General features: G+C 65.7%; 26 protein-coding genes and 1 tRNA gene. 8 read left to right on the top strand and 19 right to left on the bottom strand.

What is annotated here, in order from left to right:
• Nucleotide 1: 1 nt before the first annotated feature.
• The 7 genes from BLV63_RS09290 to BLV63_RS09260 form a co-directional block, all read right to left on the bottom strand.
• Nucleotides 2–1,189: an ATP-grasp domain-containing protein gene (locus tag BLV63_RS09290; RefSeq protein ID WP_066210421.1), complete on the bottom strand. Its 1,188-nt coding sequence runs from the start codon at nt 1,187–1,189 to the stop codon at nt 2–4.
• On the bottom strand, nt 1,186–2,382 hold the full coding sequence (locus tag BLV63_RS09285) for an MFS transporter (protein ID WP_066210423.1): 1,197 nt from the start codon (nt 2,380–2,382) through the stop codon (nt 1,186–1,188). The genes BLV63_RS09290 and BLV63_RS09285 overlap by 4 nt, the downstream gene beginning before the upstream one ends.
• Nucleotides 2,375–3,535 carry an ATP-grasp domain-containing protein gene (locus BLV63_RS09280; RefSeq protein WP_066210425.1) on the bottom strand — a complete coding sequence of 387 codons (1,161 nt, stop codon included), beginning with the start codon at nt 3,533–3,535 and terminating at the stop codon, nt 2,375–2,377. The genes BLV63_RS09285 and BLV63_RS09280 overlap by 8 nt, the downstream gene beginning before the upstream one ends.
• On the bottom strand, nt 3,525–4,457 hold the full coding sequence (locus tag BLV63_RS09275) for a pyridoxal-phosphate dependent enzyme (RefSeq protein ID WP_169795489.1): 933 nt from the start codon (nt 4,455–4,457) through the stop codon (nt 3,525–3,527). The genes BLV63_RS09280 and BLV63_RS09275 overlap by 11 nt, the downstream gene beginning before the upstream one ends.
• A 77-nt stretch (nt 4,458–4,534) precedes the next feature.
• Nucleotides 4,535–5,464, bottom strand: a complete 930-nt coding sequence (locus BLV63_RS09270; RefSeq protein WP_066210429.1) for a GHMP family kinase ATP-binding protein — start codon at nt 5,462–5,464, stop codon at nt 4,535–4,537.
• A gap of 1,200 nt (nt 5,465–6,664) precedes the next feature.
• Complete coding sequence (locus BLV63_RS09265) at nt 6,665–7,270, bottom strand: TetR/AcrR family transcriptional regulator (RefSeq protein ID WP_066210431.1); 606 nt, start codon at nt 7,268–7,270, stop codon at nt 6,665–6,667.
• Nucleotides 7,271–7,279: 9 nt separating this feature from the next.
• Nucleotides 7,280–8,164, bottom strand: coding sequence for an AvrD family protein (locus BLV63_RS09260; RefSeq protein WP_139244671.1), 885 nt, complete (start codon nt 8,162–8,164; stop codon nt 7,280–7,282).
• A 126-nt stretch (nt 8,165–8,290) separates the two neighbouring features.
• Between BLV63_RS09260 and BLV63_RS09255 the strand changes: the two genes are divergently transcribed.
• Nucleotides 8,291–8,896: a TetR/AcrR family transcriptional regulator gene (locus tag BLV63_RS09255; protein ID WP_066210435.1), complete on the top strand. Its 606-nt coding sequence runs from the start codon at nt 8,291–8,293 to the stop codon at nt 8,894–8,896.
• A gap of 169 nt (nt 8,897–9,065) precedes the next feature.
• Here BLV63_RS09255 and BLV63_RS09250 read toward each other — a convergent pair.
• Nucleotides 9,066–9,138: transfer RNA gene (locus BLV63_RS09250), tRNA-Ala, on the bottom strand.
• A gap of 136 nt (nt 9,139–9,274) precedes the next feature.
• Complete coding sequence (locus tag BLV63_RS09245; RefSeq protein ID WP_066210437.1) at nt 9,275–9,715, bottom strand: MarR family winged helix-turn-helix transcriptional regulator; 441 nt, start codon at nt 9,713–9,715, stop codon at nt 9,275–9,277.
• A gap of 50 nt (nt 9,716–9,765) precedes the next feature.
• On the opposite strand from BLV63_RS09245, the gene BLV63_RS09240 reads away from it, so the two are divergent.
• Genes BLV63_RS09240 through BLV63_RS09230 form a run of 3 tightly spaced genes read left to right on the top strand, consistent with a single transcriptional unit; the run spans nt 9,766 to nt 11,611 of the window.
• Nucleotides 9,766–10,188, top strand: coding sequence for an organic hydroperoxide resistance protein (locus BLV63_RS09240; protein ID WP_066210439.1), 423 nt, complete (start codon nt 9,766–9,768; stop codon nt 10,186–10,188).
• Nucleotide 10,189: 1 nt separating this feature from the next.
• Complete coding sequence (locus BLV63_RS09235) at nt 10,190–10,585, top strand: DUF1304 domain-containing protein (protein WP_066210441.1); 396 nt, start codon at nt 10,190–10,192, stop codon at nt 10,583–10,585.
• Between the two features lie 15 nt (nt 10,586–10,600).
• Entirely contained in the window at nt 10,601–11,611 is a 1,011-nt protein-coding gene (locus tag BLV63_RS09230; RefSeq protein ID WP_066210442.1) for an NADP-dependent oxidoreductase, read from the top strand.
• A gap of 187 nt (nt 11,612–11,798) precedes the next feature.
• On the opposite strand, the gene BLV63_RS09225 is transcribed toward BLV63_RS09230, so the two are convergent.
• From BLV63_RS09225 to BLV63_RS09200, 6 genes are read right to left on the bottom strand one after another with little or no spacing between them, the layout of a single operon-like run.
• Nucleotides 11,799–13,457: an ABC transporter substrate-binding protein gene (locus BLV63_RS09225; protein WP_066210444.1), complete on the bottom strand. Its 1,659-nt coding sequence runs from the start codon at nt 13,455–13,457 to the stop codon at nt 11,799–11,801.
• A 30-nt stretch (nt 13,458–13,487) separates the two neighbouring features.
• Nucleotides 13,488–14,297, bottom strand: a complete 810-nt coding sequence (locus BLV63_RS09220; RefSeq protein ID WP_066210446.1) for an ATP-binding cassette domain-containing protein — start codon at nt 14,295–14,297, stop codon at nt 13,488–13,490.
• Entirely contained in the window at nt 14,294–15,427 is a 1,134-nt protein-coding gene (locus tag BLV63_RS09215; RefSeq protein WP_254780536.1) for an ABC transporter ATP-binding protein, read from the bottom strand. Before BLV63_RS09215 ends, BLV63_RS09220 begins: the two co-directional genes overlap by 4 nt.
• A complete protein-coding gene (locus BLV63_RS09210; protein ID WP_082723972.1) occupies nt 15,424–16,293 on the bottom strand; it encodes an ABC transporter permease in 870 nt (289 codons plus the stop codon). The genes BLV63_RS09215 and BLV63_RS09210 overlap by 4 nt, the downstream gene beginning before the upstream one ends.
• On the bottom strand, nt 16,290–17,324 hold the full coding sequence (locus BLV63_RS09205; protein ID WP_174521236.1) for an ABC transporter permease: 1,035 nt from the start codon (nt 17,322–17,324) through the stop codon (nt 16,290–16,292). Before BLV63_RS09205 ends, BLV63_RS09210 begins: the two co-directional genes overlap by 4 nt.
• Nucleotides 17,321–18,982: an amidohydrolase gene (locus tag BLV63_RS09200; protein WP_066210448.1), complete on the bottom strand. Its 1,662-nt coding sequence runs from the start codon at nt 18,980–18,982 to the stop codon at nt 17,321–17,323. Before BLV63_RS09200 ends, BLV63_RS09205 begins: the two co-directional genes overlap by 4 nt.
• A gap of 353 nt (nt 18,983–19,335) precedes the next feature.
• Here BLV63_RS09200 and gdhA point away from each other — a divergent pair, with 353 nt between their 5' ends.
• Entirely contained in the window at nt 19,336–20,694 is a 1,359-nt protein-coding gene (gene gdhA, locus BLV63_RS09195; protein WP_254780535.1) for an NADP-specific glutamate dehydrogenase, read from the top strand.
• 23 nt (nt 20,695–20,717) lie between these two features.
• On the opposite strand, the gene BLV63_RS09190 is transcribed toward gdhA, so the two are convergent.
• From BLV63_RS09190 to BLV63_RS09175, 4 genes are all read right to left on the bottom strand, one after another.
• A complete protein-coding gene (locus tag BLV63_RS09190) occupies nt 20,718–21,398 on the bottom strand; it encodes a DNA alkylation repair protein (protein ID WP_066210452.1) in 681 nt (226 codons plus the stop codon).
• An 87-nt stretch (nt 21,399–21,485) separates the two neighbouring features.
• Entirely contained in the window at nt 21,486–21,830 is a 345-nt protein-coding gene (locus BLV63_RS09185) for a zinc ribbon domain-containing protein YjdM (RefSeq protein WP_066210455.1), read from the bottom strand.
• A gap of 141 nt (nt 21,831–21,971) precedes the next feature.
• On the bottom strand, nt 21,972–23,192 hold the full coding sequence (locus BLV63_RS09180; protein WP_066210457.1) for an aminotransferase-like domain-containing protein: 1,221 nt from the start codon (nt 23,190–23,192) through the stop codon (nt 21,972–21,974).
• Between the two features lie 56 nt (nt 23,193–23,248).
• Nucleotides 23,249–23,920 carry a TetR/AcrR family transcriptional regulator gene (locus BLV63_RS09175; RefSeq protein WP_066210461.1) on the bottom strand — a complete coding sequence of 224 codons (672 nt, stop codon included), beginning with the start codon at nt 23,918–23,920 and terminating at the stop codon, nt 23,249–23,251.
• A 151-nt stretch (nt 23,921–24,071) separates the two neighbouring features.
• On the opposite strand from BLV63_RS09175, the gene BLV63_RS09170 reads away from it, so the two are divergent.
• Genes BLV63_RS09170 through BLV63_RS09160 form a run of 3 tightly spaced genes read left to right on the top strand, consistent with a single transcriptional unit; the run spans nt 24,072 to nt 26,779 of the window.
• Complete coding sequence (locus BLV63_RS09170; RefSeq protein ID WP_066210462.1) at nt 24,072–25,073, top strand: ABC transporter substrate-binding protein; 1,002 nt, start codon at nt 24,072–24,074, stop codon at nt 25,071–25,073.
• Nucleotides 25,074–25,100: 27 nt separating this feature from the next.
• Nucleotides 25,101–26,021: an amino acid ABC transporter permease gene (locus BLV63_RS09165; protein WP_217640446.1), complete on the top strand. Its 921-nt coding sequence runs from the start codon at nt 25,101–25,103 to the stop codon at nt 26,019–26,021.
• Nucleotides 26,021–26,779 (top strand): amino acid ABC transporter ATP-binding protein, encoded by a 759-nt coding sequence (locus tag BLV63_RS09160; RefSeq protein ID WP_066210464.1) that lies wholly within the window; start codon nt 26,021–26,023, stop codon nt 26,777–26,779. Before BLV63_RS09165 ends, BLV63_RS09160 begins: the two co-directional genes overlap by 1 nt.
• Nucleotides 26,780–26,880: the final 101 nt, after the last annotated feature.

Genomic DNA, 26,880 nt, shown 5'->3' with positions numbered 1-26,880 from the left:
CCTACTTAAGTTCAAGGTTTGCAGCATTGATTGCTCGCCGAATACGGGCGCGTTCGTCTGTCGAACCACAAAAAACGACCAGGCTGTGCCGGGTACTCGACGAAACGATTTCGCCGCGCTCCGCTTCCGGCAGCAAGATGGAAGCCTCTACGACCCCGGGGAGACTGAGCATGCGGTCCGTCCATTGCTCATCGGTGGACTTCATTCCCGTGAGATCCAGAAACTCGACACCCGCCGTTACCCCTGATTCTTGGACCACCGGGAGCCTACCGGTGAGCATCGCATCGAACCAGAGTTCGAACGACGACCGGCCACGAACCAGGCCGACCATGTCCGAGATGCGATCGCCCCCTGGTCTGCCGTGCGACTCCACCAGCTTGGGTCCTGCGTCATCCAGGATCAGCTCAGTGTGAGACAAGCCGCTGAGGTGGCCTGCGGCGCTGAGAATCTCTTTGGTGGCGTGCTCGAGAGCGTCTCGGACCTCGAGCGAAACGTCCGCCGGAAACTCGTGCCCGGTCTCGATGAAGCCCGGAGGACCGGAAGTGAACTTCCGGGTGACACCGAGAATCGAATGCTCCCCGTTCCAGCTGAGCGCCTCGACCGAAAATTCCGGACCGACAACCCGCTGTTCCACAACCGCGCCCTGCGACATCCACGACGTGTCGATCGCCGACAGGGTCGCGCTTACCGTTCCGGGGTCCAAAGTAACGATGTTGCGGCTTCCGCTTCCGTCTGCGGGCTTCAGGATCGCCTGCGTGCCGATCTTCTCGACAAACCGAACGACCTCGTCGCACCGTGACACCGCGGCGAAAGGAACGTTGAGCGGGTTGCCCACTCCGAGGACACGGCGAAGCTTGGATTTGCTGCGGAATGTCTCGAGGGTGACAAAGTCCAGGTATCCCGGAAGGTCCCACCCAAGCGCAGCATTCACAAGACTTGCCACCTCGGTCGACTTATCCCCGAACGCAAGGCAGATCGATCGAGAGTCACCATCCGCGTCTCGTGCGAGAACAGCCCGGGCAACCTCAACCGGGTCGAGTGGATCTTGAACGAACAGGGGCTCGAGCCCCCCGTATTCGCTCAAGTCCTGACCGGGCTGAATCACTGGAACAACTGACAGGCGGCCGAACCGTCTCGCTGCCTCCAGGACTATCCCCCGGGGAGTCGGAATGTAGATGGTGAACCTCAACTCAGCTCCTTCTTTCGTAAACCCCAGAGTGCGAGGACCATACCGAGAAGGCCCGCGAAGAGACCGGCTGCGCTGGCGGCCGGACCAGTGCCAACGGCACTCAGAATCCCGCCGGTCATGGCGCCACCGGCGAATGAGGCTGCTCCGGACACTGATCCGATGAGGCCGAACAGCCGACCCAGTCCCCCGTGTCCGAGGGAGAGCCCGGATGCGGTCTCATCAAGAGTCGGACTGATGAGAGCCTCGCCAAGAGTGAAAAGCACAACGAATGCCACAACTGCGGGGGCGGCCCATCCGAACATGAGCACGACGAATCCGGCGACCAGACTGCCGTATCCCAGGAGCAGAATGCGACGTGAACTCAGACGACCGAGCAGGTGCACGAGGAGGAGATATTGAAGCCCAAGGATCAGAGCAGCATTAGCAATGTAAAACCAAGACGAGGCTTGATCCGTGTGGAATGCCTGCTTGGCGGCAAGCGGCATCAGCAGGTTCCACTGCGAATATGCGAACCAGTACGACGCGACCAGCAACAGCAGCACTGCGATCTGCCGACGCTTTCCAGATGCAAACAGGCGGTCTTCAAGCACCGGTGGATCAGCACTGGGCCGAACTCCGGCGCCACGGGATTCAAAGCGCACAAAGACGATGACAGCACCCATGACCAGGTAGCTGATCAATGAGGCGGCGATGATCATGTTGAATCCTGTGACCTGGAAGAGGATCGCCCCGATGGCAGGACCGATCAGGGCACCCGCATTGACCGCCGCCGACCGGAGTGAAATCAGCTTTCGCGAACCGGCCGCAGCAAGAAGCTCAGTCTTGATCCCTAGAGACACACTGGTGGACCCGATGCCCGCAACAATGCTTCCCACAAGGTAGCTGGCAAAATCATCACGGAACAGGAAGGTGGAGAGTCCGGCAGCCCTCACCACGAGCCCGCAGAGCGCCACGCTTTTCGAGCCGAACCTCGCCACCAAGGATCCGAGAAATACCGACGCAATCTGTCCGGACCCGGTCATCGCCCCTACGACGATTCCAATGCTGGCGACGCCCAGTCCTCTGCGCACGAGCTCAAGCGTGAGCAGCGGCAGGAACATGAAGGTCGTGATGCCGGACGCGACGATCAGAACCAGCAGCGTCCAGGAAGATGTTGGGATCTTCGCTGGCGCAGGCGTCAACGTCTCAGTCACCGGAAACCGTCACCCTCAAGTGCCGGCTGGCTGCAACCGCGTAGTCCTGGGCCAGCCCTGGCTCCGCCGCCGTCGCATAGATGTTTCCGATCCGAGATTTGTAGTCCCCCACGTGTGAGATCTCAGCTCCGACCGCCTTGGCCGGGATCCAGCCGATGTTCCCAGGAAGGCCATCGAGCAGATCGAGTCCGTCGATCGACGTCAAGGTTCCAGCTGTCTCCGCATAGACACTGACGTGAGAGTGCCCACCTCGGATGTTCCTCACGAGAGAACGCGGTTCTTCTCCAAGGGCATCTCCGATCAGGATGTCGTAGATATCGATCCCTGTCGTCTGATGAATCGCAGGGCCGATGAGCGCACCGGCCATTCGGGCGTTGATCTCAATCAGCTCAAAACCGTTCGCCGTCTCACAGAACTCGATGTGGGCGAACCCGGCTTCGAATTCGACACTCTCCAGGATCGTCTTGGCCCACGCCTCCACACTGCCCTCCCATGAAGTGCCGTGAAGATGGGGAAACGTCTTCACCAGCTCCACAAAGAGAGGTTCGGGTGACATGATCCGGTTGGTCACGCCCAGCAATGCCGTCGACCCGCCCCGGGTATAGGTCTCGGCGCTGTAGACCGGACCTCTGAAGTAGGGTTCCACTACCCATTCATCCGACACCAGATTCCGCTTTTCTGCAGACTCTTCTAGCTCCAGACGCGTCGGGAACAGTTCAATGTTCTGTGACCCGGTGCCCTTCCGCGGCTTCAGAATATGTGGCGACTGATCGATGCCCGTGCGCACCTTTCCGAATGCGGCATCGGTGGTGTGTCGAACCCATGCCTTGTCCCGGAGCTTCTCCAGCTTCTCCGACGACGTGAGATGCGGGAGCCCCAGTTCCTCGCAAAGCGCCACCGCTTGAATCCCCCACGTATCGGTGGGGCTGACCAGGCCAACAAGAGAGTCGCCATGCTCCTCAAGGCGGGCCCGAACCGCATCGAGATCGAAGGTGTCGCATTGCTGGATGTCCACGTCCCGGCCACCTGGTAAATACATGCCCGGGACCCCCGCCAGGACGATGAGATGGAGGTCTCGGCGCCGCGCAGCGGCGTCGAGAAGCTCGAGATTGACGGTCATCGCCTCGAGAGCGACGATGGTTTTAGAACTCATTCCAATCCTTCAGGGGAAGTTCGGCTCGATCAAGACGGCTCCACGGGAGTGCCAGGTCGTCTCGACTCCGCACGAATATGGGTGCCAATTCGTCGTAGTGCATGACAGGTTGAGAGATGTAAGGCAGCAAAGCCTGTGCGTAACGATGACCGGTGTCGGGAGCGATCATGACCACTGATTCGCCTTCGGCGAGATTTCTATGGATCATCTTGTCGGCGACCAGATAGGCACATCCGGACGACAGGCCTGCGAACAAGCCGATCTCCTGATACATCGTTGCCGTTGCCGTGGCCGCTACACCGAAGCTCAGCCAGTCGATCGATCGGTAGAGATCTCTCTCGACGTTGTCGAAATGAATGGCGCTACCGATTCCAGCGATGATCATGTCGGGGTCTTCGACGTGCTCCGAAGAAAACGTCACGGACCCGAACGGCTGGATTCCGTGGACTACGACGTCGTGATTCGACTTCAAACCATTGGATATCCCTTTCGTCGAGGCGCCGGAACCGACACTCCCCACGAGATGAACAATCTCTGGACGCTCAGGGAAGGTTAGCTCGGAGGCGATTTCCGCATACCCGTCATAGTGCAGCGGATCGTGATATTGACGCATCCAGTACGCATCAGGCGTGGCCTCAATATATGCCTGAACCCTCCGAACCCGCTCACCCTGATCGAGCTTCAGCGAAGCGGATGGTGGGACGCTCTCCACCTCAGCGCCGAGAGATTTCAGTTGCGCCTGGGTGACGGCGTCAACGGTCGTCGAAGCGAAGATCTTGCAGCGCAAGCCGAATTTATGGGCCGCCATCGCCAGCGCAACCGCGTAAATACCACTCGAACTGTCGACAAGGATTGATCCTCGATCAATGCGCCCCTCGTTAAGAAGCGTTCGCACCGTCGTTACAGCGGAGGCGACTTTCATAGACTCAAAGCGCAAGACATGGAACCCCGGTCTCACTGTGAGAAGGACCGGCTTGGAGAGAAAGTCCGCTGGATGAGTCAGCATAATCCCACACTTCCTTCATAGCATTCCATCAAACTACGGGAGAACATCCGCTTGACCTCGTCAGCCTCCGCGGCCGCTGGGCGCTCCTCGAAGAGCAGGCCGGCTACGCTTCCGGTGTGGCCGCGCACGACGCCGGCAGCACCCAGCTCTCGGTAGCTGCCGAGGAGACTTTCAACGGACGGTGACCATAGGTAGTCCTGCGCCAGCCGGGCACTCTCCGTCGCCTCCGCAGCCACTGCCGCAGCAGATCCGGCGTCCATACCGGCCACGAGTCGAGACAAGGACGCCGCGTATGCGTCGCGATGTCGGCTGTACGAGTCGAGCAGCAAGCCACGGTCGAAGTGCTTTGTCGCAGTCGTCTCGCCTCCGAAGGCCCAATAGGCATAAAAGCCGACCCGCGATTCGAATCGTCGGTAGACCCTCTGCAGTCCACTGAAATAGATCGACTGATAATCATGAAAGATCGGATCAGACCGCTCGATATGACGAAGGATCTCCCGCATCGCTTCATCGGTCACGGGCGAACCATGAAGCTTGAAGAGGCACCTGATGACGGAAACGATGTCAGCGGTCGAGCTTGCCATGCCCTTGCCACGTGGAATGTCACTCAGATACCGGAGCACCACATCTTGGCGAGGGAACCCTGTCATTCCGTAAAAGACATCTTCGGCCTTCCTCCTCAACCTGTCGTAACTGTCGCGATGTTCAAGACCGCCAGGCTTCGCGGGGCTGGCATAGGTGATGCTCTGATTCGGGCCGTGCAGGGTCAGAAGCGCAACCTCGTCCGCGCTACCCGACCATGCTGGGCCCTGCCAGAGCTCACCTACGGACCCGGAGCAGGTGCCAATCGCGAGAACATCCAACTCCTGTCGCGCCGGATGCGCAGATTCACGCATCAGGGCGTGACCGTCGTCGTGCGTCACGGATATCTCCTTTTATCGGCGAACCACAGTCGCCATGTCGTGAAACTCTTGTTGTTGAATAGCATTTGGACGACCCGGAACCTCCTGTCACGCAAACGGTGACTCCGGCCGGATTCTGATCGGTGAATCTGAACAAGCAGCCCCGCGGGGCTGCTACCAAGCACATTTTCGAGCAGGCTGACGCCGAAGATCCGGATCACCTCCGATGTGGGCTACGCAGGCAACAGAATGGCGGGCTGGCTGGCCGCAGGAGGCTCGCGCTCGATGCTCTTCGCTGGCTCAGGCCTCACCTCAATGAACCCGGTAGCACGTCGAGTCAGCCGCGGCTTCATCACACAGAAGACAAAGAGTGATTCTCAAAGGGACCCTTTCCTGACGTCGCTGAACCAGCTCCAGGCTGGATCGCTCTTGACCAAGTCACTGCCACTCGCCGTTCCGGCTCTGAATGGAGGCGAACGACCGAAACTGCGAGATATACGTTACATACCCTATCTTAATGAGGATCGTCCTCGTACTACGACCTGTCGTCCATATCAGGTCCGCTGACGAGCGCGATTTTCTTCCGTCGCTCCATGGACAATGTGGGTAACGCCCGGCTTGAGGCTTGTCGCCATCAAGGTTGACATCGCAGGACACGTCATCAGCTTTCGGCCGATAGCGGCACCGCAGGGAACCCGAAGAGGAGTGTGGGCCCGACGCGGCGAGGCACCGTAAACCTGGGCCGCAATCGAGATGCCATCGCCGCCATCGCAAGGAGCGGCGCGGTAGACTGCTCGCGCCCATCCCCAGGTGGGGCCTCCCGGCAGTTCGCGGCCTGATATGGATATGGGCTGCTGACCGCCTCAGCATGATGCCCCAGCCTGGTCAGCAGCCCTCCGAGCATCAATAGCCCGATTCCCAGCGGTGGAACGACGGCGAAATGCTCGTCACGAAGCCAGGCGGCTTCCTGCACCCTTTCCGCGCGATGGCCCGTTGGCCTCGCCCCCCAGAACAGGAGGCCACCAGAATCACCTTCAAGCCCCCAATGACCATGAAGGTGAACCCATCACGCGTCCGCGTTCCCCGACGAGTCTCCCCATCAGATGCCCACAAGACGTCAACGTCTCGACGCCTTTACGTTACACCACCTGTCATAATATTGATCTGATGCGCTCAATATGACCGCGGACGGCAGCGTGTTCCAGCGGTGCTCACGCGTGGTCAGGCCGGGTCCTCGGCACGATCCCTGCCGGTCTCAAGCAGCAAGACGATCTGCCCAACCGTCTTGCCCATGATCTCGGGCAACTCACTCCACCGCCCACTGAACGCGACCAGCTCTTTCGCCCCTAGACCCGACGACACGATCAACCACGCCGCAGACTCGCAGTCGACGCCTGAGCGAAGACGCCCTTCAGACTTGGCCAGTTCCAGCTGCCCGACGACGAACGCCTTCCACGTGCGGAATGGGTCGATCCGCCGCTCGGGGTAGAACCGTCGGGACTCCTGTGCGATCCGGATGCCAGCCCTGACGATCGGCTGAGAACTGATGTTCACGGCCACCGCATGAAACGTGGACTGGAGCACCGCGAGCGGGTCACTCCCGGCTGACGCACCGGCGCGCTGCGCTTCCCGCATGCTGTCTCCCTCGGCATTCAGAAGGGCGGCGCCGATGTCGACGACGGAACCGAAATAGCGATTCACCTCCTGAAGCGGCGCAGGGAGGACGCGAGCGACGTCCGACAGGGCCACGTCCGCAAGTGGCATGTCGACAAGCAACGATGCTGCGGCCGAGAGAATCTCCTGCCTGCGCTCTGAGTCAGGAATCATGCCCGCACCTCACCTCTCACTGAAGTACGCCAGATCCGCCACACCTTCGACGCCCACCGATGCCAAGGATCGGACACGCACGGTCCGTAGCCGCCGGCCGTGGATCGCCACGGCGCCCTCCCGGTCCAACGTCGTCACCGCTTCAAAAGGTCCGGGGACGATCGGCCGTCCACCATGAACCGCAATGGTCATCGTCCGCATCCACAGATTGTCCACGCCAGTCCGGTCTGTCGCGTGAGCCCGGTACACCAAAGCCTGAGCCAGCTGGCCCATGGTGACAAGGAAGTCGATGGCTGACGCATACGCCGGGGCCTGGTCGGCAGTCGTCCCGATCGCGAGGACATGCCTCGATCTGAGTTCATGGACCATGCCATCAGGCTCGTCCACCGCAGACGTGATCGAGTGGTCCCGATAGTCGAGATCACTGATCGTCTCAGCCATCGTCGAAGGCTTGATCGCCGCCACGGCAAGCCCCAATTCGACCTTCATGTTCCCCACCCGGGCCGAGCACCATTCGAGCGACCGCCCGCCATGTGCGCGCCTGCTCATCTCAAGCGCGACCGGGACGTCGGTCAACCGATCCCACGGTTCGCTCCCCGCCCGGATCTTCACGTACCTGACCCAGTATTGCGTATCGCTTTGAGACGTGAAGGCCTCCCGCGAGTGGGTCTTGGCGAGTGCTGTCATCGGGAGTGCCAGCGCGTCCACCGAGCTCAGATGCGGGCGGCGGGAACGCCCGTCTGACCCGAGCGACCACAGCACCGGATAGGTGACTCGCCCCTGCCATAGCTTGCCGTCGCCGTCGCCGTCTTCCAGCAACTCGTGCTTGACCTGACGGTATCCGCCGCCGAAGTACCGATGTTCCGCGGGACCGAGCTCATCTTCAAGACTCATCCCGCCGGGCCTCTTCCCCACGATTTCTCCTTCGTCACGCAGAGATCCATTACAGCGCCTTCACTATATTAATTCACCGACGGCGAGACAAGGACCGCGAAGGAGGCGGCTTGATAGACTGGCCGCATGGCAACCAAACGAGGCCGGCCGCTCTCTTCTGATGTCAGCGAAGCCCTGCGACAGGCCGCCGAACGCATCATGCGGAGCTCGGGTTACTCAAGCCTCACCGTCGACGGCCTCGTAGCAGAGGTCGGCACCACGAGGCCGACGTTTTATCGCAGGTACCGTAACGTCGGACACCTGGCGTTCGACGTCATCCAGCATCGATTCGGCGTGAACGAGATCGAGGACACGGGAGCCCTTAGCTCCGACCTCCTCCGGCTTCAGCGCCAGGAGGTCGCGATGTTCGCCGATCCGTTGCTGCGGAACAACCTCCCAGGGCTGCTGGAGACGATCCGTATCGACGAGTCGATCCGGCACCTTTACCTCACTCAGTTCATCGGGCCCCGCCGGGCCAATGTGCAGGCCGTCTTGGATCGGGCCGTCACCCGCGGAGAGATGGAAGCCTCGCAGATGGACCTCGACTGGATCTGCGATCTACTCCTGAGCCCACTGCTCACCAAGGCACTCCTGCCAGTGGGCGCGGGTCTCACGGACGAACTCGCCCGCCGAACCGCCGAACTGGCCTTCGATCAGGCGACACGGAGCAGTGCGGTCGTAGCCCGAGGCTGAACCGCCTCGCCCTGCGTGGAACCCTCAGCCCCCAGCGGCCCTCGTCCGCCAACCTCGTCTTGTTGGTGCCACCGGGTTCACGTTCCCGAGCGGAGCTCCCTAGGCAGGCACAGCGACCGTGGCCCCCGAAAACGCCGAAGGGCCGGTCTCTCGACCGGCCCTCCATCTGTGGAGGTAAGGGGATTCGAACCCCTGACCTTCTGCATGCCATGCAGACGCGCTACCAACTGCGCCATACCCCCATATTCACTTGTCCGCCCCGCCAGGAAATCATTCCCCGCCGCTGCGACTCATATAGCTTAGACCACCGGTGGCGGATCGCCCAAATCGGGCCCTGACCTGCGCTTCCACGTCCCAGAAGCCAGGCCGGCCAACCCCTCAGCGGAGCCCGTCGAGTGAGCTCATCACGGTCATCAGGAGGCTCTTCAGCTTCTCGGCGTCCTCGCGGCCGAGCCCCACGATCTCGCCCAGCCGACCGGGCACTTCCGCCACCACCTCGCGGAGCGCCAGGCCCTCAGGGGTCAGGGAAACCAGCACGCGCCGCTCATCCTCGGGCGAGCGGTGACGGGTCAGCCGGCCCGCGGCCTCGAGGCGCTTGAGCAGAGGAGTCAGAGTGCCGCTGTCGAGCCGCAGCCGCTCCCCCAGCTCACCGACACTCAGTGAACCCTCCGCCTTCCACAGCGCGAGCATCACCAGATACTGCGGGTAGGTGAGGCCCGACTCGGCCAGCAGCTCCCCATAGGCGCGCGTCACGGCGCGCGATGCCGCGTGCAGAGGGAAGCACAGCTGCGCGTCGAGATCGAGTTGTTCGTAGGACATGCCTCCATTCTAGATTGCGCATTTGTATTTTGCACAATATAGTTGCGTACATGACTACAAAAGCTCTCTACACCGCCACCGCCGTCGCCCATGGAGATGGCCGCAACGGCCACATCCAGTCCTCCGACGGCCTCCTCGACGCCCCGGTCCGCACCCCGAAGGAACTCGGCGGAGCCGGCGGAGCCACCAACCCAGAGCAGCTCTTCGCCGCCGGGTACGCCGCCTGCTTCCACTCGGCACTCAAGCTCGTCGCCGCACAGGCCAAGCTCGACGCCGGTGAATCCGAGGTCGTTGCCGACGTCTCCCTGCACTCCCTCGACAACGGCGGCTACGGCCTTTCCGTCCGCCTCGAGGTCGATCTGCCCGCCCTCCCCCGCGAACAGGCTCAGGAACTGATCGAGAAGGCCCACCAGGTCTGCCCGTACTCCAACGCGACGCGCGGCAACATCGACGTCGAACTCGCGGTGGCCTGACATGACCGTCCTCGCCGTCGTCGGCCTCATCCTCAGCGGCATCGCCGCGCTCGTGCACGTCTTCATCTTCTGGATGGAATCCCTCGCCTGGACCTCGCCGCGGGCGCGTGCCGTGTTCGGCACCAGTGAGACCGAGGCGGCCGCCACCCGCGAGCTGGCCTTCAACCAGGGCTTCTACAACCTCTTCCTGGCGATCGCCGTCCTGCTCGGCATCATCCTCGTGGCAGCCGGCCAGCCCGCGATCGGCAACACCCTCGTCTTCACCGGCGCCGGTTCGATGGTGGCAGCCAGCCTGGTCCTGCTGCTCTCCAGCCCGGAGAAGGCTTCCGCGGCGCTCAAGCAGGGCGTGATCCCCGCGCTTGGCGTCATCTCCCTCATTCTCGGCATCACCCTCTGACCCGGAAGGAACCCCATGACTGACTTCACCACCACCGAGATCCAGCTCGCACGTCGCCCCGAAGGCTGGCCCGTGCCGGAGGACTTCAACACCGCGACCGTCACCCACCCCGCGCTCGAGCCCGGTCAGGTCCGCGTCCGCAATGAGTTCATCTCCGTGGATCCGTACATGCGCGGCCGGATGAACGACACCCGCAGCTACGTCGCCCCCTATCCCCTGGGCGAGGCGATCGCGGGTGGCGCCATCGGTCGCGTGGTGGAGTCCGCCTCCGAGGATCTGCCCGTCGGCACGGTGGTGCTGCACCAGCATGGCTGGATGGACGGCGTCCAGGATGCCGCCGAGACCTTCCGCGCCGTTCCCGAGATCCCGGGCGTGCCCCTCTCCCTGCGTCTGCACATCCTCGGCATGACCGGTCTCACCGCCTACGTGGGCCTCACCGAGATCGCGAGCCTCAAGGAAGGCGAGACCGTCTTCATCTCCGGCGCTGCCGGCGCCGTCGGCACCGCGGCAGGCCAGATCGCCAAGCTCCTGGGCGCCAAGCGCGTCATCGGCTCCGCCGGATCGCCCGAGAAGGTCGCCCTGCTGACCGAGAAGTACGGCTACGACGCCGCGTTCAACTACAAGGACGGCGACGTGCGCGAACTCCTCGCGGCCGCCGCACCGGAGGGCATCGACGTCTACTTCGACAACGTCGGCGGGGACCACCTCGAAGCCGCGCTGGACGCGTTCAACGACGGCGGCCGGGCAGCCCTCTGCGGCGCGATCTCCGCGTACAACACCACGGAGCGCACACCGGGTCCGGACAACATGGCCAATCTGATCACCCGCGGCCTGCGGCTCCAGGGCTTCACCCTCGGCTCCTACCTGCACCTCGGCCAGGAGTTCTCCGAGCGGATGAACGGCTGGTTCAGCGAGGGCCTCATCAGTTATGACGAGACGATCGTGGACGGCGTCGAGAACACCGTCGAGGCGTTCCTCTCCATGATGCGCGGTGCCAACACCGGCAAGATGCTCGTCCGCATCTGACACTCCAGCGGTTCGACCCCCGGCTTGATGGGTGACCCACGGAAATTTCCGTGGGTGGTCCACGAAGCCGGGGGTTTTCCGTTGCGGGACAGCGTGACAACGCCGAAGGGCCCCGGAACCTCCATGGTTCCGGGGCCCTTTCAGCGCGGCGCGCCCTCCCCAGTGCGGCCGGGCCTGAGGGGTGGGACTACTTGGTCCCGCCCAGATGTGCCGCCCACGGGTAGTAGACGTAGTCGAACGACGCCGGAGCGCCGGTGATGCGGTTGTTCATCCACACATCGTTGCGGAGCTCCACGCCGGGGAACATCGGGGTCATCTCGTCGAGCAGCTTCTTCTCCGCCTGTGCCACGACGGCGGCACGCTGCGCCGGATCCTTCGTGGCGCGGGCTTGGGCGAAGAGGGTGTCGATGCCGTCGTAGCCGGACTGGTTGAACGTTCCCCCGGTCACCGCGGTGGTGGCGAGCCAGTCGAGCGGGTTGGGGATGCCCGGCCAGAACTGCGTGTAGAGCAGGTCGGTGGAGCCGCGGGTGGCCGGGTCGTACAGGTAGTTCGAGTACCCGGTGGCCGGGACCACGTTGAGCTTGAACTTCAGGCCGATCTTGTCCGCGGAGTCTTTGATCGACACCCCGAGCTGTTGGGTCTCGGCCTGCGCCGGGACCACGAGCGTGATCTCCTTCGCCTTCACCTCCGCCGGGACGTCGGCGAGCAGTGCCTTGGCCTTCTCGATCTGAGCCGTGCCGTCCGAAGTGACCGTGCCGGCGAGCTTGTTCAGCTCATCCTTCGCGAAGCCGTACACCGACGGCGGCGTCTGCAGCTTGCTCGGGGTGCCCAGGCCGCCGTAGACGGTCTGCCCGATGCCCTTCCAGTCGATCGCCAGCTGCAGCGCCTTGCGGACGTTGGTGTTCGCCAAGGCGCCCTTCGGGTTGGCGACCACGAGCGTCGTCTCCAGGGGCGCTGCGCCCACGTAGTACTTGCCGGCCGAGGAGGCCTTCAGCTGGGCGGCGCCGGAGGTGGGCACGTTATAGGTGCCGTCGATCTGCCCGGCGAGCAGCCCCGAGGTGATCGCGTTGTCATCGGTCAGGAACGTGAAGTCGATCTGCTGGACCTTGGGCTTGAGGTCCTTGTTCCAGTACTCGTCGTAGCGGGTCGCGGAGATCGACTGGCCCTGCTTCCACTGGGTGAAGCGGTACGGCCCCGTGCACATGAGCCCCGTGTCCGGCGAGCCGAACTTCTTCCCGGCCTTCTGATGGAACGCCTTCTCCACCACGACACCTGCGGAGCTGGCCATCTCCTCGTTGAACAGATAGTCGGGCTTGCTGAGCTTGACGGTCACCTGGTGCTCGCCGCTCTTCGCCACGGAGGCGACGTTCGCGTAAAGGTAGTTGTAGAAGGAGGTCTTGTCCTTCAGATTCACGTCGAGGCTGTAGGCCACGTCGTCCGCGGTCATCGGGGTGCCGTCCCAGAAGGTGACGTCGTCCCGCAGCTCATAGACCCAGGTGAGCGGGTCCGGGTTTGTGAAGGTCTTCGCCAGGCCCGGCTTGATCTGGAAGTCGGGGGTCTGCTGGAGCAGGCTCTCGCACATGTTCGAGTTGATCATGTTCGGGGTGTAGTCGGCGGCGTGGAAGGGATCGACGGTCTGCGGTTCGCCCTGGAAGACGTTCCAGGTGACCTTGTCGACGTCGGCCGCGCCCGCGGGGGTGAGCGTGGTCAGGCCGCCGTCCGTGCCCGACGTCGTCGTCTGCACGGCTTTGCTGCTGCAACCGGCGAGAGCCGCGACGGCGATCAGGCCGATGGCTACCGCCGATGCGCCGCGGCGGCGCGGGCTGAGGGTGGAGGGATGGTGCATGGTGGCTCCTTGAGAAGGGTGGTGCAGAAATCAGGACCGCGCTGAGACGGTGACGGGATCCCAGCCCTCGCGCGGAACACTGTCACGCAGGAGGCGGGTGTAGGGATGCTGTGGACGGTCGAGCACGTCGGCGGTGGGGCCGTGCTCGACCACCGCGCCATGCCGCATGACGATCGTGTCGTCGCACACTTGGCGGATGACCGCGAGGTCGTGGCTGATGAACAGGTAGCTCACGCCCCGTTCCTCGCGGATGTCGGAGAGCAGATTGAGGATCTGCGCCTGGATGGAGACGTCGAGGGCGGAGACGGCCTCATCGAGGATGAGGATCTCCGGTTCGGCGGCGAGTGCCCGGGCGATGGCCACGCGCTGCCGCTGCCCGCCGGACAGAGCCTTCGGCAGGGCGTTCAGCTGGCGTTCGTCCAGGCCCACGAGCTCGCCGAGCTCCCGCACCCGTTTCGTGGTCTCCGCCCGGTCGAGCCGGAAGTGGATGCCGAGCACCTCGGCGAGGCAGTCCCCGATCCTCTGGCGGCGGTCGAGCGACGTGTACGGGTCTTGGAAGACGATCTGGATGTTCCGTCCGCGGGCGCGCAGCTCACGGACCGTCCGGGCCGGCCGGGTGCGATCCTCTCCGCGGAACAGGATCCGCCCTTCCGTGGGCTCCTCCAGGCCGATGATCATCCGAGCCGTGGTGGTCTTGCCGGACCCCGACTCCCCCACGATGCCCAGCGAACCGCCCTCCCGCAGTTCGAAACCGACTCCCGCGACCGCGGTGGCCTCGTGGCGTCCTTTGCCGAACTTCTTGGTCAGCTGCTCGACGACGAGCAGTGGTGTGGTGCTCACAGGGTCTCCTCCCCCGGTTCGACGGTCGACGGCGCGTCGCCGCCGGGCACGGCTCCGGCTACGACCGGGACAGCGTCCGCAGCTCCCGACGGACGGGCCAGCAGCTTCCCGTGCAGCTCGGGCATCCTCAGGCAGCGGCTGTCCCCGAGCCCGCCGATCTGCAGGAGCGGCGGCACCCCGGCCCGGCACGCTTCCTCGGCGAATGGGCAGCGCGGGGCGAAGGCGCAGCCGTCCGGCGCCTCGTAGGCCGTGGTGGGGTGACCCGGCAGCGCCGGGAGGCGATCCGCCCGATGGGTGATCTCCGGCCGGGCGCGGACGAGCGCTGCGGTGTAGGGATGCAACGGGTCGTGGTGCAGCCGCGACGCGGCCTGACGTTCCACGACCTGTCCCGCGTAGAACACCACAGTGTCGTCGCAGACGGCGCTGGCCAGTTCCAGGTCGTGCGTGATGAAGAGCATCGACATCCCGTACTCCACCTGCATCCGCTGGAGGATCACCATGACCTCCGCCTGCGTGGTGACGTCGAGCGCCGTCGTCGGTTCATCGGCCAGGATCAGGCGGGGCCGGACGGCCACCGCGGCGGCGATCATGACCCTCTGCAGCAGCCCGCCACTCAGTTCGTGCGGGAACTGCCGTAGGCGCCGTTCGGGATCGTGGATGCCCACTTCGTCCAGAAGCGCGACGGCGCGTGCCTCCGCGGCTTTCCGCGGCATCCTCTGATTCGTGCGCAGAGCCTCGGTGAGGAAGTCGCCGATCCTGCGGACGGGATTGGTGTGGGCACGGGCGTCCTGGAAGATCATGGACACGTCCCCGGCCCGGTATCTGCGCAGCGCTTCGCCGCGCAGGTCGAAGACCTCCTGGCCGTCGAAGCGCACCTGTCCCGTGACCTCCGCCCCGGGAGGCAGGAGCCGGGCGATCGTGCGGACGGTCATGGACTTCCCGGACCCGGATTCACCCACGAGTCCGAGCGCTTTGCCCTCCTCCAGTTCGAACGAGACGTCGCGGAGCACGGTCCGCAGTTCGTGGGCGACGGGCAGCTTCACGGTGAGTCCGTCGACGGTCAGGAGCGGTCCCGCGGAAGCCCGCCGGGAAGCCTCTCGCGGAGTGGCGGCCGTGGTGAAGGACATCATGAGCGGGCCTCCGAGCGTTCGGTGAGGCGGTCGCCGAGCACGTTGACGGCGGCGACCGTGATGACGATGAGAGCACTCGCGAAGAGCGCCTCATCCGGGTGGCCCTGGAGGATGCCCGACATCCCGGTGCCGACGGTGGCGCCCCAGTCCGCGGTGGGCGGCTGCACCCCGAGGCCGATGAAGGAGAGACCGGCGAGGTCCATGAGGGCGAATCCGAACGCCAGGGTGGCGTTGGCGACGATGAGGCCTGCGATGTTCGGCAGGATATGCCGCAGGGAGATCAGGAGCCCCCGGACGCCTTGCACCCGCAGGGCCGCGACATAGGGCAGATTCCGTTCCCGAAGCGCCGCGCTGCGGACGATCCGCCCGATGTACGGGATGTAGGCGATGGCGAGTGCCGCGATGGCCGCCGTCAGACCCGCCCCGAAGAGCGCCGTCGCCAGGATGGCCAGCAACAGTCCCGGGAAGGCGAACACGGCATCCATCACCCGCACCGACACCTGGTCGAACCAGCCGCCGAACCATACGGCCGCCAGAGCGAGCGCGGTGCCGAGCACGGTGGAGACGAGCACCACCAGGAACGGGCCGAGCAGCGCGGTCTGGGCGCCGACCAGGAGGCGCGCCAGCAGGTCACGTCCGTTGCCATCGGTTCCGAGCAAGTGCTCCGCGCTGGGATCCTGATAGGCCTCGGAAAGGCTGACGGCGTTGGGATCGACCGGCGCCAGCAGGGGCCCGAGCACGGCCAGCAGGACGATGGCGGCCAGGACCCCGGCCGCGATCCGGCCGGACGGCCCGAGGGATCCGGACCGGCGGAGACGGCGAGCACTCCGGGCGATCATGCGACGGTCGGCGGTGGCGGTGGTCATGAGGAGCTCCTTCCGAGCGAGACGCGGGGGTCGAGCAGCGAGTAAAGGATGTCGATGACCGTGTTCAGCAGGATGAAGGACCCCACATAGAACAGGCAGATCGCCTGGACCACGGGGAAGTCCTTCTGCTGCACGCTCGACACCAGGAACTGTCCGAAGCCGCCGAGCTGGAACACCTGTTCCACCACGACGCTGCCCGCGATGAGGCCGGCGATGGTCAGGCCGGCCACCGTCAGCACGGGCATGGCCGCGTTGCGGATGACGTGCCGCTGAATGATGAACCGGCGCGGCAGACCCCGGCTGATGGCGGTCTGCACATGGTCGGCCTGCAGCTCCTGCCGGATGGCGGCCTGAGCGAGCCGTGCCACGAAGGCCACCGACGCCAGGGCCAGGGCCAGTGCCGGAAGGACCATGTGGTAGACCGCGTCCGGGCCCGGAGCCCCCGCCCCGAAGACCGGGAACCAGCCCAGATTCACGGCGAAGACCAGGATGAGCAGCACTGCCGCCACGAACGTCGGGACGGCCATGATGGCCGTCGCGAGGCCCATGGTGGACCGGGAGACGAGGCCGGGCTTGAGGCCCGCGAACACCCCGATCACCAGTCCGAAGACGAGCACGATCACGGCGGCCATCGCCACCAGGAGCACCGTGTTCGAGGCCCGGGCCGCCAGCAGATCGGAGACCGGCTGGTTGTAGATGATCGAGGTGCCGAAGTCGCCGTGCAGCACGCCGCCCAGCCACCGGAGGTACTGGAGCCACAGCGGATCGTCGAGGTGGTACTGGGCTTTCAGCTGGGCGATCCCTTCGGGCGGGAGCGACCTGCCGTGGGTGAGGAACGTGAGCGGGTTGCCCGGCGCGGCGTACAGCGCCCCGAAGACCACCAGACTCGCGACGAACAGGGTGGCGAGCAGGCCACCGATCCGCTGCGCGATGAAGCGAACCAGCCCCCAGTCGGCACCGCGGCGCCGGACCTGGGACGGCGCCGGTGACGTGACCGGGGTGGCCTGTCCGGTGTCGATCCGTCCGCTCATGCCGGGATCCTGTCCTCTGCGGCACGCTGCCGGTCGCCCTGCGCGTCCTGCGCCAGGTGCACGGTCCTGCCCCCGACGACGGTCCGCACCACGCGCGCTTCCAGGAGCTTCTCGAGCGGCGCGCTGAAGATGTCGCGGTCCAGCACGATGAAATCGGCATGGAGCCCTGCGGCGAGCCGCCCGTAACGGTCCTCGGAGCCGCAGGCCCAGGCGGCGTCCCGCGTCGCGTGTTCCACGGAATCGGTCAGCGGCACGGCATACCGCGGGAGATTGGCCTCGCGGCTCGGGTCGAGCGCGGAGCGCCGGGTGGCGGCGACGTACATGTTCGGCAGCGGGGCCTCGGGCGAGGTGGGCGAGTCGGTGCCGAAGACCAGAGGTGCGCCGGCGTCGCTCATCTCCGGCCACGGGTAGCCCCGCTCGACGCGGGCGTCCCCGAGCTGAGCCCGCCAATTCTCCTGGATGGCCGGGTCGGCGTGGACGGGCTGCATGCTGGCGGTGATGCCGAGTGCCGCGAGACGATCGATGTCGGCAGGATCCGCCACTTCCAGGTGCTCGATCCGGTGGCGTCGCTGCGCCGGCCCGTTCTCCGTCACCGCGCGCTCGACGGCGGCGATCGCGATCCGGATCGCCTCGTCGCCGATCGCGTGCATCGCCACCTGGAGTCCGGCGGCATCCGCGGCGACCACGACGGGGGCGAGCTCCTCGAGGCTCCAGACCGGGTCGGCGCTGCTCCCGTCGGCGTAGGGTGCGCCCAGCGCGGCGGTGCAGCCGTCGACGGTGCCGTCCACCATGACCTTGATCCCGGCGATCCGGAGCCATTCGGAACGGTGTTCGGCGGCCAGGTCAGCGACCTTGTCGACCTGGGCGAGGTTCTGGGTGAGGTCACCCGTCGGCTGGACCCGCCAGTGCGCCACGATGCGGGCGGTGAGCGTGCCGTCGCGTTCGGCGCGCCGCATGGCGGCGAGGTCGCCGTCGTCGAGCGCCATGTCCGTGGTGGCGGTGACGCCCGTCCGCCGGTAGCTCTCCAGTGCGGCGGCGAGAGCCGCGTCCCGGTCCGCGTCCGTCACGTGCTCGTCCAGCACCGGCCAGACCAGGCGATGCATGGCGGTCTCGTCGACGTACCCGGTCGCGCGGCCCTCGGCGTCGCGGTGCACTGTGCCGCCGGGCGGGTTCCGGGTTTCAGCGTCGATGCCCACCAGGTCCAGGGCTGCGGTGTTGAGCCAGATCGAGTGGAAGTCGTACGCCTGGGCGAACACCGGACGGTCGGCGACCACCGCGTCCAGCTGGCGCCGGTCCGGCACGCCGGTCGGGAGGGCGCCATGGTTCCAGCCGTGGGCCCGGATGACCGGGGACTCCGGATGGGCGGCAGCCCACTCCCCGATCCGCCGCTGGATCTCTTCCAGGTCCGAGGCGCCCCAGAGATCGACCTGGGCCGCGGCTTCCCCGGTGCCGACCACGTGGGCGTGCCCGTCCACGAAGCCGGGCAGCACGGTGGCGCCGTCCAGATCGATCTCCCGGACGTCATCGTCGGCGAGACGCCGTGCGGTCTCCGGATCTCCGACGTAGGCGATCCGCCCGTCGACCACAAGGAGGGCCTCCGCCCACCGTCGTTTGTCCGCGGTGAAGAACCTGGCGTTCCCATACAGTTCGGATGCCAACGCTGCCTGCTTTCTCTGAATCCGGTCATGTGAGGCGTGCTGTCCGCCCCGGCCGTCGGAGCCGTTGCGGAGCCTGCGCCCAACGTAGGGAAGTAAAATGTTTTACTCAAGGAGTTTCCGGGCTTTCCGGACGTGCGGATCCGACCGTGGACGCTCAAAACCCTGTAAATGACTGTGATTCAACTCACTGAAAAAATTCTCCGCCGGGCCGTTTTCCACCCGTCTCACGTCCACTCAGGGCGTCACAATCGGCTTCGCAGAGCCTCCGCCGACCGTCCGTGGCAGACTTCCGAGTCAACGGCCGGGGAACCGTGGACTCCTCCGGCACACCGACCGAACCGCCGACGAGGAACATGGGGACACCAATGGCCGCGCTGCACACCGCTCTGCAGGAGATCTATGACGAAGTGCTCCAGAGAAACCCCGGCGAGGCCGAATTCCACCAGGCAGTGCGTGAGGTCCTCGACAGCCTCGGCCCCGTCGTCACCAAGCATCCGGAGTACACGAACGCCGCCGTCATCCGCCGGATGTGCGAACCCGAACGGCAGATCATCTTCCGCGTGCCGTGGGTGGACGACCGCGGCGTCACTCAGATCAACCGTGGGTTCCGGGTCGAGTTCAACTCGGCGCTCGGGCCGTACAAGGGCGGTCTCCGTTTCCATCCCTCGGTCTACCTGGGCATCGTGAAGTTCCTGGGCTTCGAACAGATCTTCAAGAACTCCCTCACCGGTCTGCCGATCGGCGGCGGCAAGGGCGGCAGCGACTTCGACCCCAAGGGGCGGTCCGACGGCGAGATCATGCGTTTCTGCCAGTCGTTCATGACCGAGCTGTACCGGCACATCGGGGAGCACACGGATGTGCCCGCCGGCGACATCGGCGTCGGGGGCCGCGAGATCGGCTACCTCTTCGGCCAGTACAAGCGCATCACCAACCGCTACGAGTCCGGCGTCCTCACGGGCAAGGGGCTCAGCTGGGGCGGTTCACTGGTGCGGACCGAAGCCACCGGGTACGGCGCCGTGTTCTTCACCGACGAGATCCTCCGGGTCCGGGGCGATTCCTTCGACGGCAAGAAGGTGGTGGTGTCCGGTTCGGGCAATGTGGCCACCTACGCCGTCCAGAAGGTCCATCAGCTCGGCGGGACGGTGGTGGCCGCCTCGGACTCCAGCGGCTTCATCGTGGACGAGACCGGGATCGATCTGGACGCCCTCAAGGAGATCAAGGAGGTGCGCCGGGGCCGGATCGCCGACTACCTCGAGTTCCGTCCAGCGGCGCGCTTCGTCACCGGCGCGTCGATCTGGGAAGTTCCCTGCGACATCGCGCTCCCCTGCGCCACGCAGAATGAGCTCGACGGCGGCGACGCACTCGAGCTGGCCCGCAACGGCTGCACGATCGTCGCGGAGGGCGCCAACATGCCGTGCAGTCCCGACGCGGTGAAGGTCTTCGCGGAGGCCGGAGTGACTTTCGCACCGGGCAAGGCCGCCAACGCCGGCGGGGTCGCCACGAGCGGACTGGAGATGCAGCAGAACGCCTCCCGCGACTCGTGGACGTTCGAGCATACGGAGCAGCGACTCGAGGAGATCATGCGGGGCATCCACGACCGCTGCCTCGAAACAGCCGAAGAGTACGGCGTTCCGGGGAGCTACTCGGCGGGGGCGAACATCGCAGGCTTCACTAAGGTGGCCGACGCGATGCTCGCTCTCGGGGTGATCTGAGCCGGCCCACGACGTCGGCCGGTTCAGCCTTCCTTGCGGCGCACCATCTCGGTGATCCACACCGGAGCGAAGGGCGAGGTGCAGCCCGGCGGCGTGGGGTAGTCCTTGAGGACTTCGAGCCGCTCCCCGATCTCCAGGGCACGGGCCCGCAGGGCCGGATGTTCGATGCCGATCTGCGCGAGGCAGTGATTCATCGCCCACTGCAGGCGCTCCGGCGCGTCCTTCATCGTCCCCTCGATCGTGTCCAGGAGGCCGTCGAGGTCCAGGCCCTCGGGCTTCTTGGCGACCCGGTCCACCGTGAGCATCCATCCCGCACTCGCCACCACGGGGTCCTCGTCCGCGAACCACGTGAGCCGCAGGTCCTCGGTGTGCGGGGACTTCTTGACGACGTAGTTCACCAGCCAGTCCTGCACCTTCGGGGAGCGGGCCTCGCGCAGCATGGTGTCGAGTTCGTCGCGGCTGAAGTCCTTGGGACGGCAGATCAGCAAGGACAGCAGCCTGGCCGCGGTGTCGCCGGTGGCCCAGAGCCCGCGGGCGAGGTCCTGCTGGGTCTTCAGGCGCTTCGCGATGGCCCGCAGCTTGCTGAGATTGACGCCGTGATCGTCGCCGTGCCGGAGGTTGACCTCACGGGCCCGCGGATCATCCAGTGCAGCAAGCTCTTCCATCAGCCCGGCCACGGTGGTCGCCTCGGTGGTTGCGGACATCGCGTCTCCTGTCGCTCGTGGTCCTCCAGTGCCCTGAGTCACGGTGCTCTGTGTCAGCCTACGCCGCGGGAGCGCAAGCCGAACCGGTCAGACCTTCTTGACCACGCTGGACTTGAGCTGCATGGGCCCGAAGCCATCCACCTTGCAGTCGATGTCGTGGTCCCCCACGCCCTCGATCAGCCGGATGTTCCGGACTTTGGTGCCCACCTTGATGGCGGTGGGACTGCCCTTGACCTTCAGGTCCTTGACGATCGTGACGGTGTCGCCGTCGGCGAGCACATTGCCGACGGCGTCTTTGATGACCTTCTCCGCGCTCTCCTCGTCGGACGCGGGCTCCCATTCGTGGGCGCATTCCGGGCACACGAGGAGCGCGCCCATCTCGTAGGTGTACTCGCTGGAGCACTCGGGGCAGGGAGGCAGGGTTTCACTCACCGTCAGATTTTATCCGGGCCGGACCGCCCGCCGCACCGCGCTCCGGTTCGCGGCGCTGTGCGAGGGCCGGCCGCAGCCAAGACGCGGCCGGCCCTTATCCCCGCGCCTCGCATCACCTGCGCGCGCCCCCTCTGCTCCCGCTCACCGACCGGCGATGGCGCCGCCCAGGCGCTTCACGCCTTCCCGCAGAGTGTCCTCGTCCTCCAGCGAGAACGCGAGCCGCAGCTGCGAGAGGCCCGGCGCGCCGACGCCGAAGTCCGGACCGTCGTAGAACGCGGTCCCCGGAACGAAGACCACCTTGGCGTCGATCGCCGCATCCAGCACCGTGTGGCAGGAGACGCCCTCGGGCAGGTCGAGCCAGGTGAAGAACCCGCCGCGCGGCGTGCTCCAGCGCGTCCCCGCCGGCATGTGCTCCTCCAGCGCCTCCCGCACGGCCGTGGCCCGGCCGCGGTACAGGCCGCGCGCCGTCGTGAGCGCCGCCTGCCAGTCATGACCCAGCACGTACTCTTCGATGAGCGCCTGGCTCAGCACCGAAGCGCAGATGGTCGTGGCTTCGGAGGCGAGCTGCAGCGGACGGCGCAGCGGTTCGGGCGCCACGGCCCAGCCCACCCGGAGACCGGGCGCCACGATCTTGGAGAACGATCCGAGGTAGATGACGTTCTCCGGGTCGAGCTGCTGCATACTCTGCTGGACCTCGCCGTCGAAGGACAGCAGGCCGTAGGGGTTGTCCTCGATGATGGGCACTCCTGCGCGGCGGCACACGTCGACCACCTGCGGGCGCCGCTCCGCCGAGAGGGTGATCCCTGTGGGGTTGTGGAAGTTCGGGATCGTGTAGAGCGCCTTGACCGTCCGTCCCTGCGAGCGCAGCCGGGCGATCGCCTCCTCGAGCGCATCGGGCCGCAGGCCGTCCTGATCCATGGCGACATGCTCCACGTCCACCTGCAGGCCCGCGAACACGCCGAGTGCGCCCACATACGTGGGCCCCTCGGCCAGGATCACATCTCCCGGATCGCACAGCAGCTTGATGACCAGTTCCAGGGCCATCTGCGAGCCCGCGGTGATCTGGACGCTGTCCGCGTCCACCGGGATGCCTTCCGCCGCCATGACCCGCACGACGGCGTCGCGCGCGCCCTGCGTCCCGGTTCCGGAGCCGTACTGAAGCGCTTCCATGCCGCGTTCCGTGACGATCCGCGAGGCGGCGGATCCCAGCTCCGCGAGGGGAAGGACGGTGAGATCCGGGTTGCCGCCGGCGAGCGAGATCACGCCGGGCTGCATCGAGACCTCCCAGAAGTCGCGCACCGGGGACGGACGGTAGCCGGCCGCGCGGGCGGCGGGCTGGAGGAAGGTGGGGGTTGTGCTCATGGTCGCCTCATTCAGGGTCGGTGCGGCACCGGCGTCGTCGCCGGTCTGGCGTGATTTCAGTGATAGTCGACGGCGGTGACGCCCGCCGTCGCGCGAGGGAGTTGCAGTTCGGATTCGACGAAACTGTGGAGGATCGTGTGCATGCGCGGCGCGGTCATGCCGAAGGTGCCGTTGATCGCCTGGAAGGCGAGTCCATCGGTGAGCCCCAGGACCGAGTTCACCACGTCCTCCACGGTGCGGTCGGTGACGGCCTGGCCGGAGTCCAGCGCGTCCTGGATCGCCTCGGTGAAGAGCCGCTGCCAGTAGCGGAGCCGGTCATTGACCTTCTCCGCCAGGGAGGGGTCCAGGCGTGCGGCGGCGTAGAGCTCGAACCAGAAGCCCCAGGCGTCGGTGAAGTCCTTCTCCCCCATGACCGCATAATCGATCAGACCGCGGAGCTTGCGGGCGGCGTCCGCTTCACCGTCCCGGGAGGCGATCTGCCGCCACTCGGCCTCGGATTCCTCCATGCGGTGCTCCACGCAGGCCTCGATCAGCTTGTCCCGCGTGCGGAAATAGTGCTGGATCATGCCCACGCTGAACCCCGTGGCGTCCGACACCGCCCCGAAGGAACAGCCGGACAGGCCGGAATGCACGATCACCGACGCGGTGGAGCGAAGGATCTCGACCCGCCGTTCGGCGATGGCTTCCTCGGTGACGGCATTGCTCCTGCGACGCACCACGGTGCCCATGGACTTCCTCCTGACGGATTGCAGTGACATTCAGAACGCTAGCGGATCGCCCTTGACAGTGACTCGCATCACTCAAATAATAAGTTGAACTTATTGAAGTTTTCAACAGCACCCCAGCTGCCTCCCCGCCCAGCCGCCAAGGAAGACCCCCATGAAAAAGCTCGCCCCGAAGAAGACCGCCGAGAAGATCACCGCCGGCAGCCTGGTCCGCCGCACCGCTCTCACCCTGACCGCCCTCGCGCTCGTCGCCGGCACCGCAGCCTGCACCAACACCGAGACCCCGACGGCGGCGGGCAACCCGGGGGCCTCCGGCACCGCCGCGCCCGGCGGTGTGGGCGCGGGAGGCCGTGCCGCCGCGGAGGCCGTGCAGGCCGACCCTGCCGTCGAAGCCCTCGTGCCGGCGGCCCTCAAGCAGAAGGGCGCCCTCAGCCTCGTCACCGACCCCACCTACGCCCCCATCACCTTCACCGACAGCAGCGGCGCCTTCGTGGGCCTCGAGCCGGACCTCGCCGTCGCCGTCGGCAAGAAGATGGGCCTGAAAGCAGACTTCAGCAAGGGCGACTTCAACGGCATCATCGCCGGCATCCAGGCCAAGCGCTATGACGCTTCCTGGGCCGCCTTCTCCATCACGGCCGACCGCGCCGCGCAGGTGGACATGGTCAGCTACATGAAGGGCGGCACGTCCGTCATGGTGAAGAAGGGCAACCCGTCCGGCGTGCAGAAGGTGGAGGACCTCTGTGGCAAGACCGTGGCGGCTCAGACCGGCACCACGCAGGCGCTCTCCGTCCTCCCCGCCTTCCAAAAGCAGTGCGCGGACGCCGGCAAGGGCCAGATCACAGCGCTGATCCTCCCGCAGCAGGACAACGTGAACCAGGCCGTCTCCACGGGCCGCGCTCAGGCCATGGCCGCTGACAACGCCCTGGTGGCGTACTACTCGCAGTTGCAGCCGGACGTGTTCTCCGCCGTGGACAGCATCCTCGTGGAACCGGCGCTCACGGGTGTGATCACGAACAAGGCGGACGCCTCGCTCGCCAGGGCGTTCCAGAAGGCGCTCGGCTCGCTCATGGCGGACGGCACCTACCAGAAGATCCTCTCCGCCTGGGGCATGTCGGCCTCCGCGATCCCGGCCTCCGAGATCAACCCCGTCAAGTAGCCCGCGCGCCGAAACCAGGAGCACCCCGTGACCCCTTCCAGCCCCGGAACCGTGACCGAAGACCACGGCGGGATCGACTACCTGGCCATGTCCGGCCTTCCCGTCCTGAAACGACGGCGCCCCGGGCAGGTGGTCTCCGTCATCGTCATCGCCCTCCTCCTCGTCCTGATCGTGGGCACCCTGCTGACCAACCCCGGCTTCGGCTGGCCCACCGTCGGCAAGTATCTCTTCGACACGCGCATCCTCGCCGGGCTGCTCCTCACCCTGGAGCTGACGGTCATCGCCGAGGTCATCGGCTTCGCGGTCGGGATGATCCTGGCCGTCATGCGGATGAGCCCCAACCGGCTCATCTCCGGCGTCGCAGGGGCCTACATCTGGTTCTTCCGCGGCACACCGCTGCTCGTCCAGCTCCTCTTCTGGGGTTTCGCCGCGGCCCTGTTCCCCACCATCGGCATCGGCATCCCGTTCATCGGACCGAACTTCATCGAGTGGAACACCAATGACGTCATCTCCCTGATGGGAGCGGCCATCCTGGGTCTCGGACTGAACGAGGCGGCGTACACGGCGGAGATCATCCGGGCCGGTCTGCTCAGCGTTCCCGCCGGGCAGACCGAGGCCAGCCGGTCCATGGGCTTCAGCCACCTGAAGACCCTCTGGTACGTGGTGATCCCCCAGTCCATGAAGGTGATCATCCCGCCCATCGGCAACAACGTGATCTCGATGCTCAAGACCACGTCCCTGGTGATCGTGATCGGAGTCGGCGACCTGCTCTACAACGCCCAGCAGATCTACGCCCAGAACCTCAAGCAGATCCCCCTGCTGATCGTGGCCAGCATCTGGTACATCGCCCTGACGAGCATCCTCAGCTGGTTCCAGTCGCGGCTCGAGAAGAAGTACTCCAGGGGCACCGCCCGCCCGGCCAAGCCCGCCAAGAAGGAGGCCCGCTGATGGCTACCGTCGAGTTCCTCAACGTCCACAAGAGCTTCGGCCCGGTCGAGGTCCTCAAGGGGATCGATTTCCGGGTGGAACCGCAGCAGGTGGTGTGCCTGATCGGCCCGTCCGGCTCCGGCAAGTCCACGTTGCTGCGCTGCGTGAACCACCTCGAGGTCACCACCGCCGGCGCCATCCTGGTCAATGACCAGATGATCGGCTACAACGTGCACGGTGACCGCCTGGTCGAGGCGTCCGACGCCGAGATCGACCGACGACGCTCCCGCATCGGCATGGTGTTCCAGAGCTTCAATCTCTTCGGGCACATGACCGCCCTGGAGAACGTGATGTTCGGCCCCACCAAGCTGCTCAAGACCCCCAAGGCGCAGGCCGAGAACGAAGCCAGGGAACTCCTGGCCAAGGTCGGCCTGGCCGAGCGTGCCAACAACTACCCGTCCCAGCTCTCCGGCGGTCAGCAGCAGCGGGTGGCGATCGCCCGGGCCCTCGCCATGAAGCCGGACCTCATGCTGTTCGACGAACCCACCTCGGCCCTGGACCCGGAGCTGGTGGGCGAAGTGCTCGACGTGATGAAGCAGCTGGCCGCGAGCGGCATGACGATGATCGTCGTGACCCATGAGATGGGGTTCGCCCGTGAAGTGGCCGACGTCGTCGTCTTCATGGACGGCGGTGTGATCGTGGAGCAGGGCCTCCCGGACGACGTCCTCCTGAACCCGCAGCACGAACGCACCCGGTCCTTCCTCTCGAAGGTCCTCTGACGGAAGTCCGCTGACGCGGATTCTCTGGCGCGGGACTCCCGCGCCCGGCGCCAGCCGCCACGGATCGTCCGCCCACCCCTCGCCTCATCGACCGAGAAAGC

The organism is Arthrobacter woluwensis, assembly GCF_900105345.1.
GTDB lineage: Bacteria > Actinomycetota > Actinomycetes > Actinomycetales > Micrococcaceae > Arthrobacter_E > Arthrobacter_E woluwensis.
The sequence above is the reverse complement of the archived record's forward strand: the minus strand, read 5'-3'. Positions and strand labels throughout refer to the sequence as shown.

What these genes read in the sequence shown, in the direction of transcription:
- BLV63_RS09280 (WP_066210425.1), bottom strand. Translation starts at nt 3,535, where the DNA reads ATGAGTTCTAAAACCATCGTCGCTCTCGAGGCGATGACCGTCAATCTC.
- BLV63_RS09275 (WP_169795489.1), bottom strand. Translation starts at nt 4,457, where the DNA reads ATGAAAGTCGCCTCCGCTGTAACGACGGTGCGAACGCTTCTTAACGAG.
- BLV63_RS09265 (WP_066210431.1), bottom strand. Translation starts at nt 7,270, where the DNA reads ATGATTCCTGACTCAGAGCGCAGGCAGGAGATTCTCTCGGCCGCAGCA.
- BLV63_RS09260 (WP_139244671.1), bottom strand. Translation starts at nt 8,164, where the DNA reads ATGAGTCTTGAAGATGAGCTCGGTCCCGCGGAACATCGGTACTTCGGC.
- BLV63_RS09255 (WP_066210435.1), top strand. Translation starts at nt 8,291, where the DNA reads ATGGCAACCAAACGAGGCCGGCCGCTCTCTTCTGATGTCAGCGAAGCC.
- BLV63_RS09245 (WP_066210437.1), bottom strand. Translation starts at nt 9,715, where the DNA reads ATGTCCTACGAACAACTCGATCTCGACGCGCAGCTGTGCTTCCCTCTG.
- BLV63_RS09240 (WP_066210439.1), top strand. Translation starts at nt 9,766, where the DNA reads ATGACTACAAAAGCTCTCTACACCGCCACCGCCGTCGCCCATGGAGAT.
- BLV63_RS09235 (WP_066210441.1), top strand. Translation starts at nt 10,190, where the DNA reads ATGACCGTCCTCGCCGTCGTCGGCCTCATCCTCAGCGGCATCGCCGCG.
- BLV63_RS09230 (WP_066210442.1), top strand. Translation starts at nt 10,601, where the DNA reads ATGACTGACTTCACCACCACCGAGATCCAGCTCGCACGTCGCCCCGAA.
- BLV63_RS09225 (WP_066210444.1), bottom strand. Translation starts at nt 13,457, where the DNA reads ATGCACCATCCCTCCACCCTCAGCCCGCGCCGCCGCGGCGCATCGGCG.
- BLV63_RS09215 (WP_254780536.1), bottom strand. Translation starts at nt 15,427, where the DNA reads ATGATGTCCTTCACCACGGCCGCCACTCCGCGAGAGGCTTCCCGGCGG.
- BLV63_RS09210 (WP_082723972.1), bottom strand. Translation starts at nt 16,293, where the DNA reads ATGACCACCGCCACCGCCGACCGTCGCATGATCGCCCGGAGTGCTCGC.
- BLV63_RS09205 (WP_174521236.1), bottom strand. Translation starts at nt 17,324, where the DNA reads ATGAGCGGACGGATCGACACCGGACAGGCCACCCCGGTCACGTCACCG.
- gdhA (WP_254780535.1), top strand. Translation starts at nt 19,336, where the DNA reads ATGGGGACACCAATGGCCGCGCTGCACACCGCTCTGCAGGAGATCTAT.
- BLV63_RS09190 (WP_066210452.1), bottom strand. Translation starts at nt 21,398, where the DNA reads ATGTCCGCAACCACCGAGGCGACCACCGTGGCCGGGCTGATGGAAGAG.
- BLV63_RS09180 (WP_066210457.1), bottom strand. Translation starts at nt 23,192, where the DNA reads ATGAGCACAACCCCCACCTTCCTCCAGCCCGCCGCCCGCGCGGCCGGC.
- BLV63_RS09175 (WP_066210461.1), bottom strand. Translation starts at nt 23,920, where the DNA reads ATGGGCACCGTGGTGCGTCGCAGGAGCAATGCCGTCACCGAGGAAGCC.
- BLV63_RS09170 (WP_066210462.1), top strand. Translation starts at nt 24,072, where the DNA reads ATGAAAAAGCTCGCCCCGAAGAAGACCGCCGAGAAGATCACCGCCGGC.
- BLV63_RS09160 (WP_066210464.1), top strand. Translation starts at nt 26,021, where the DNA reads ATGGCTACCGTCGAGTTCCTCAACGTCCACAAGAGCTTCGGCCCGGTC.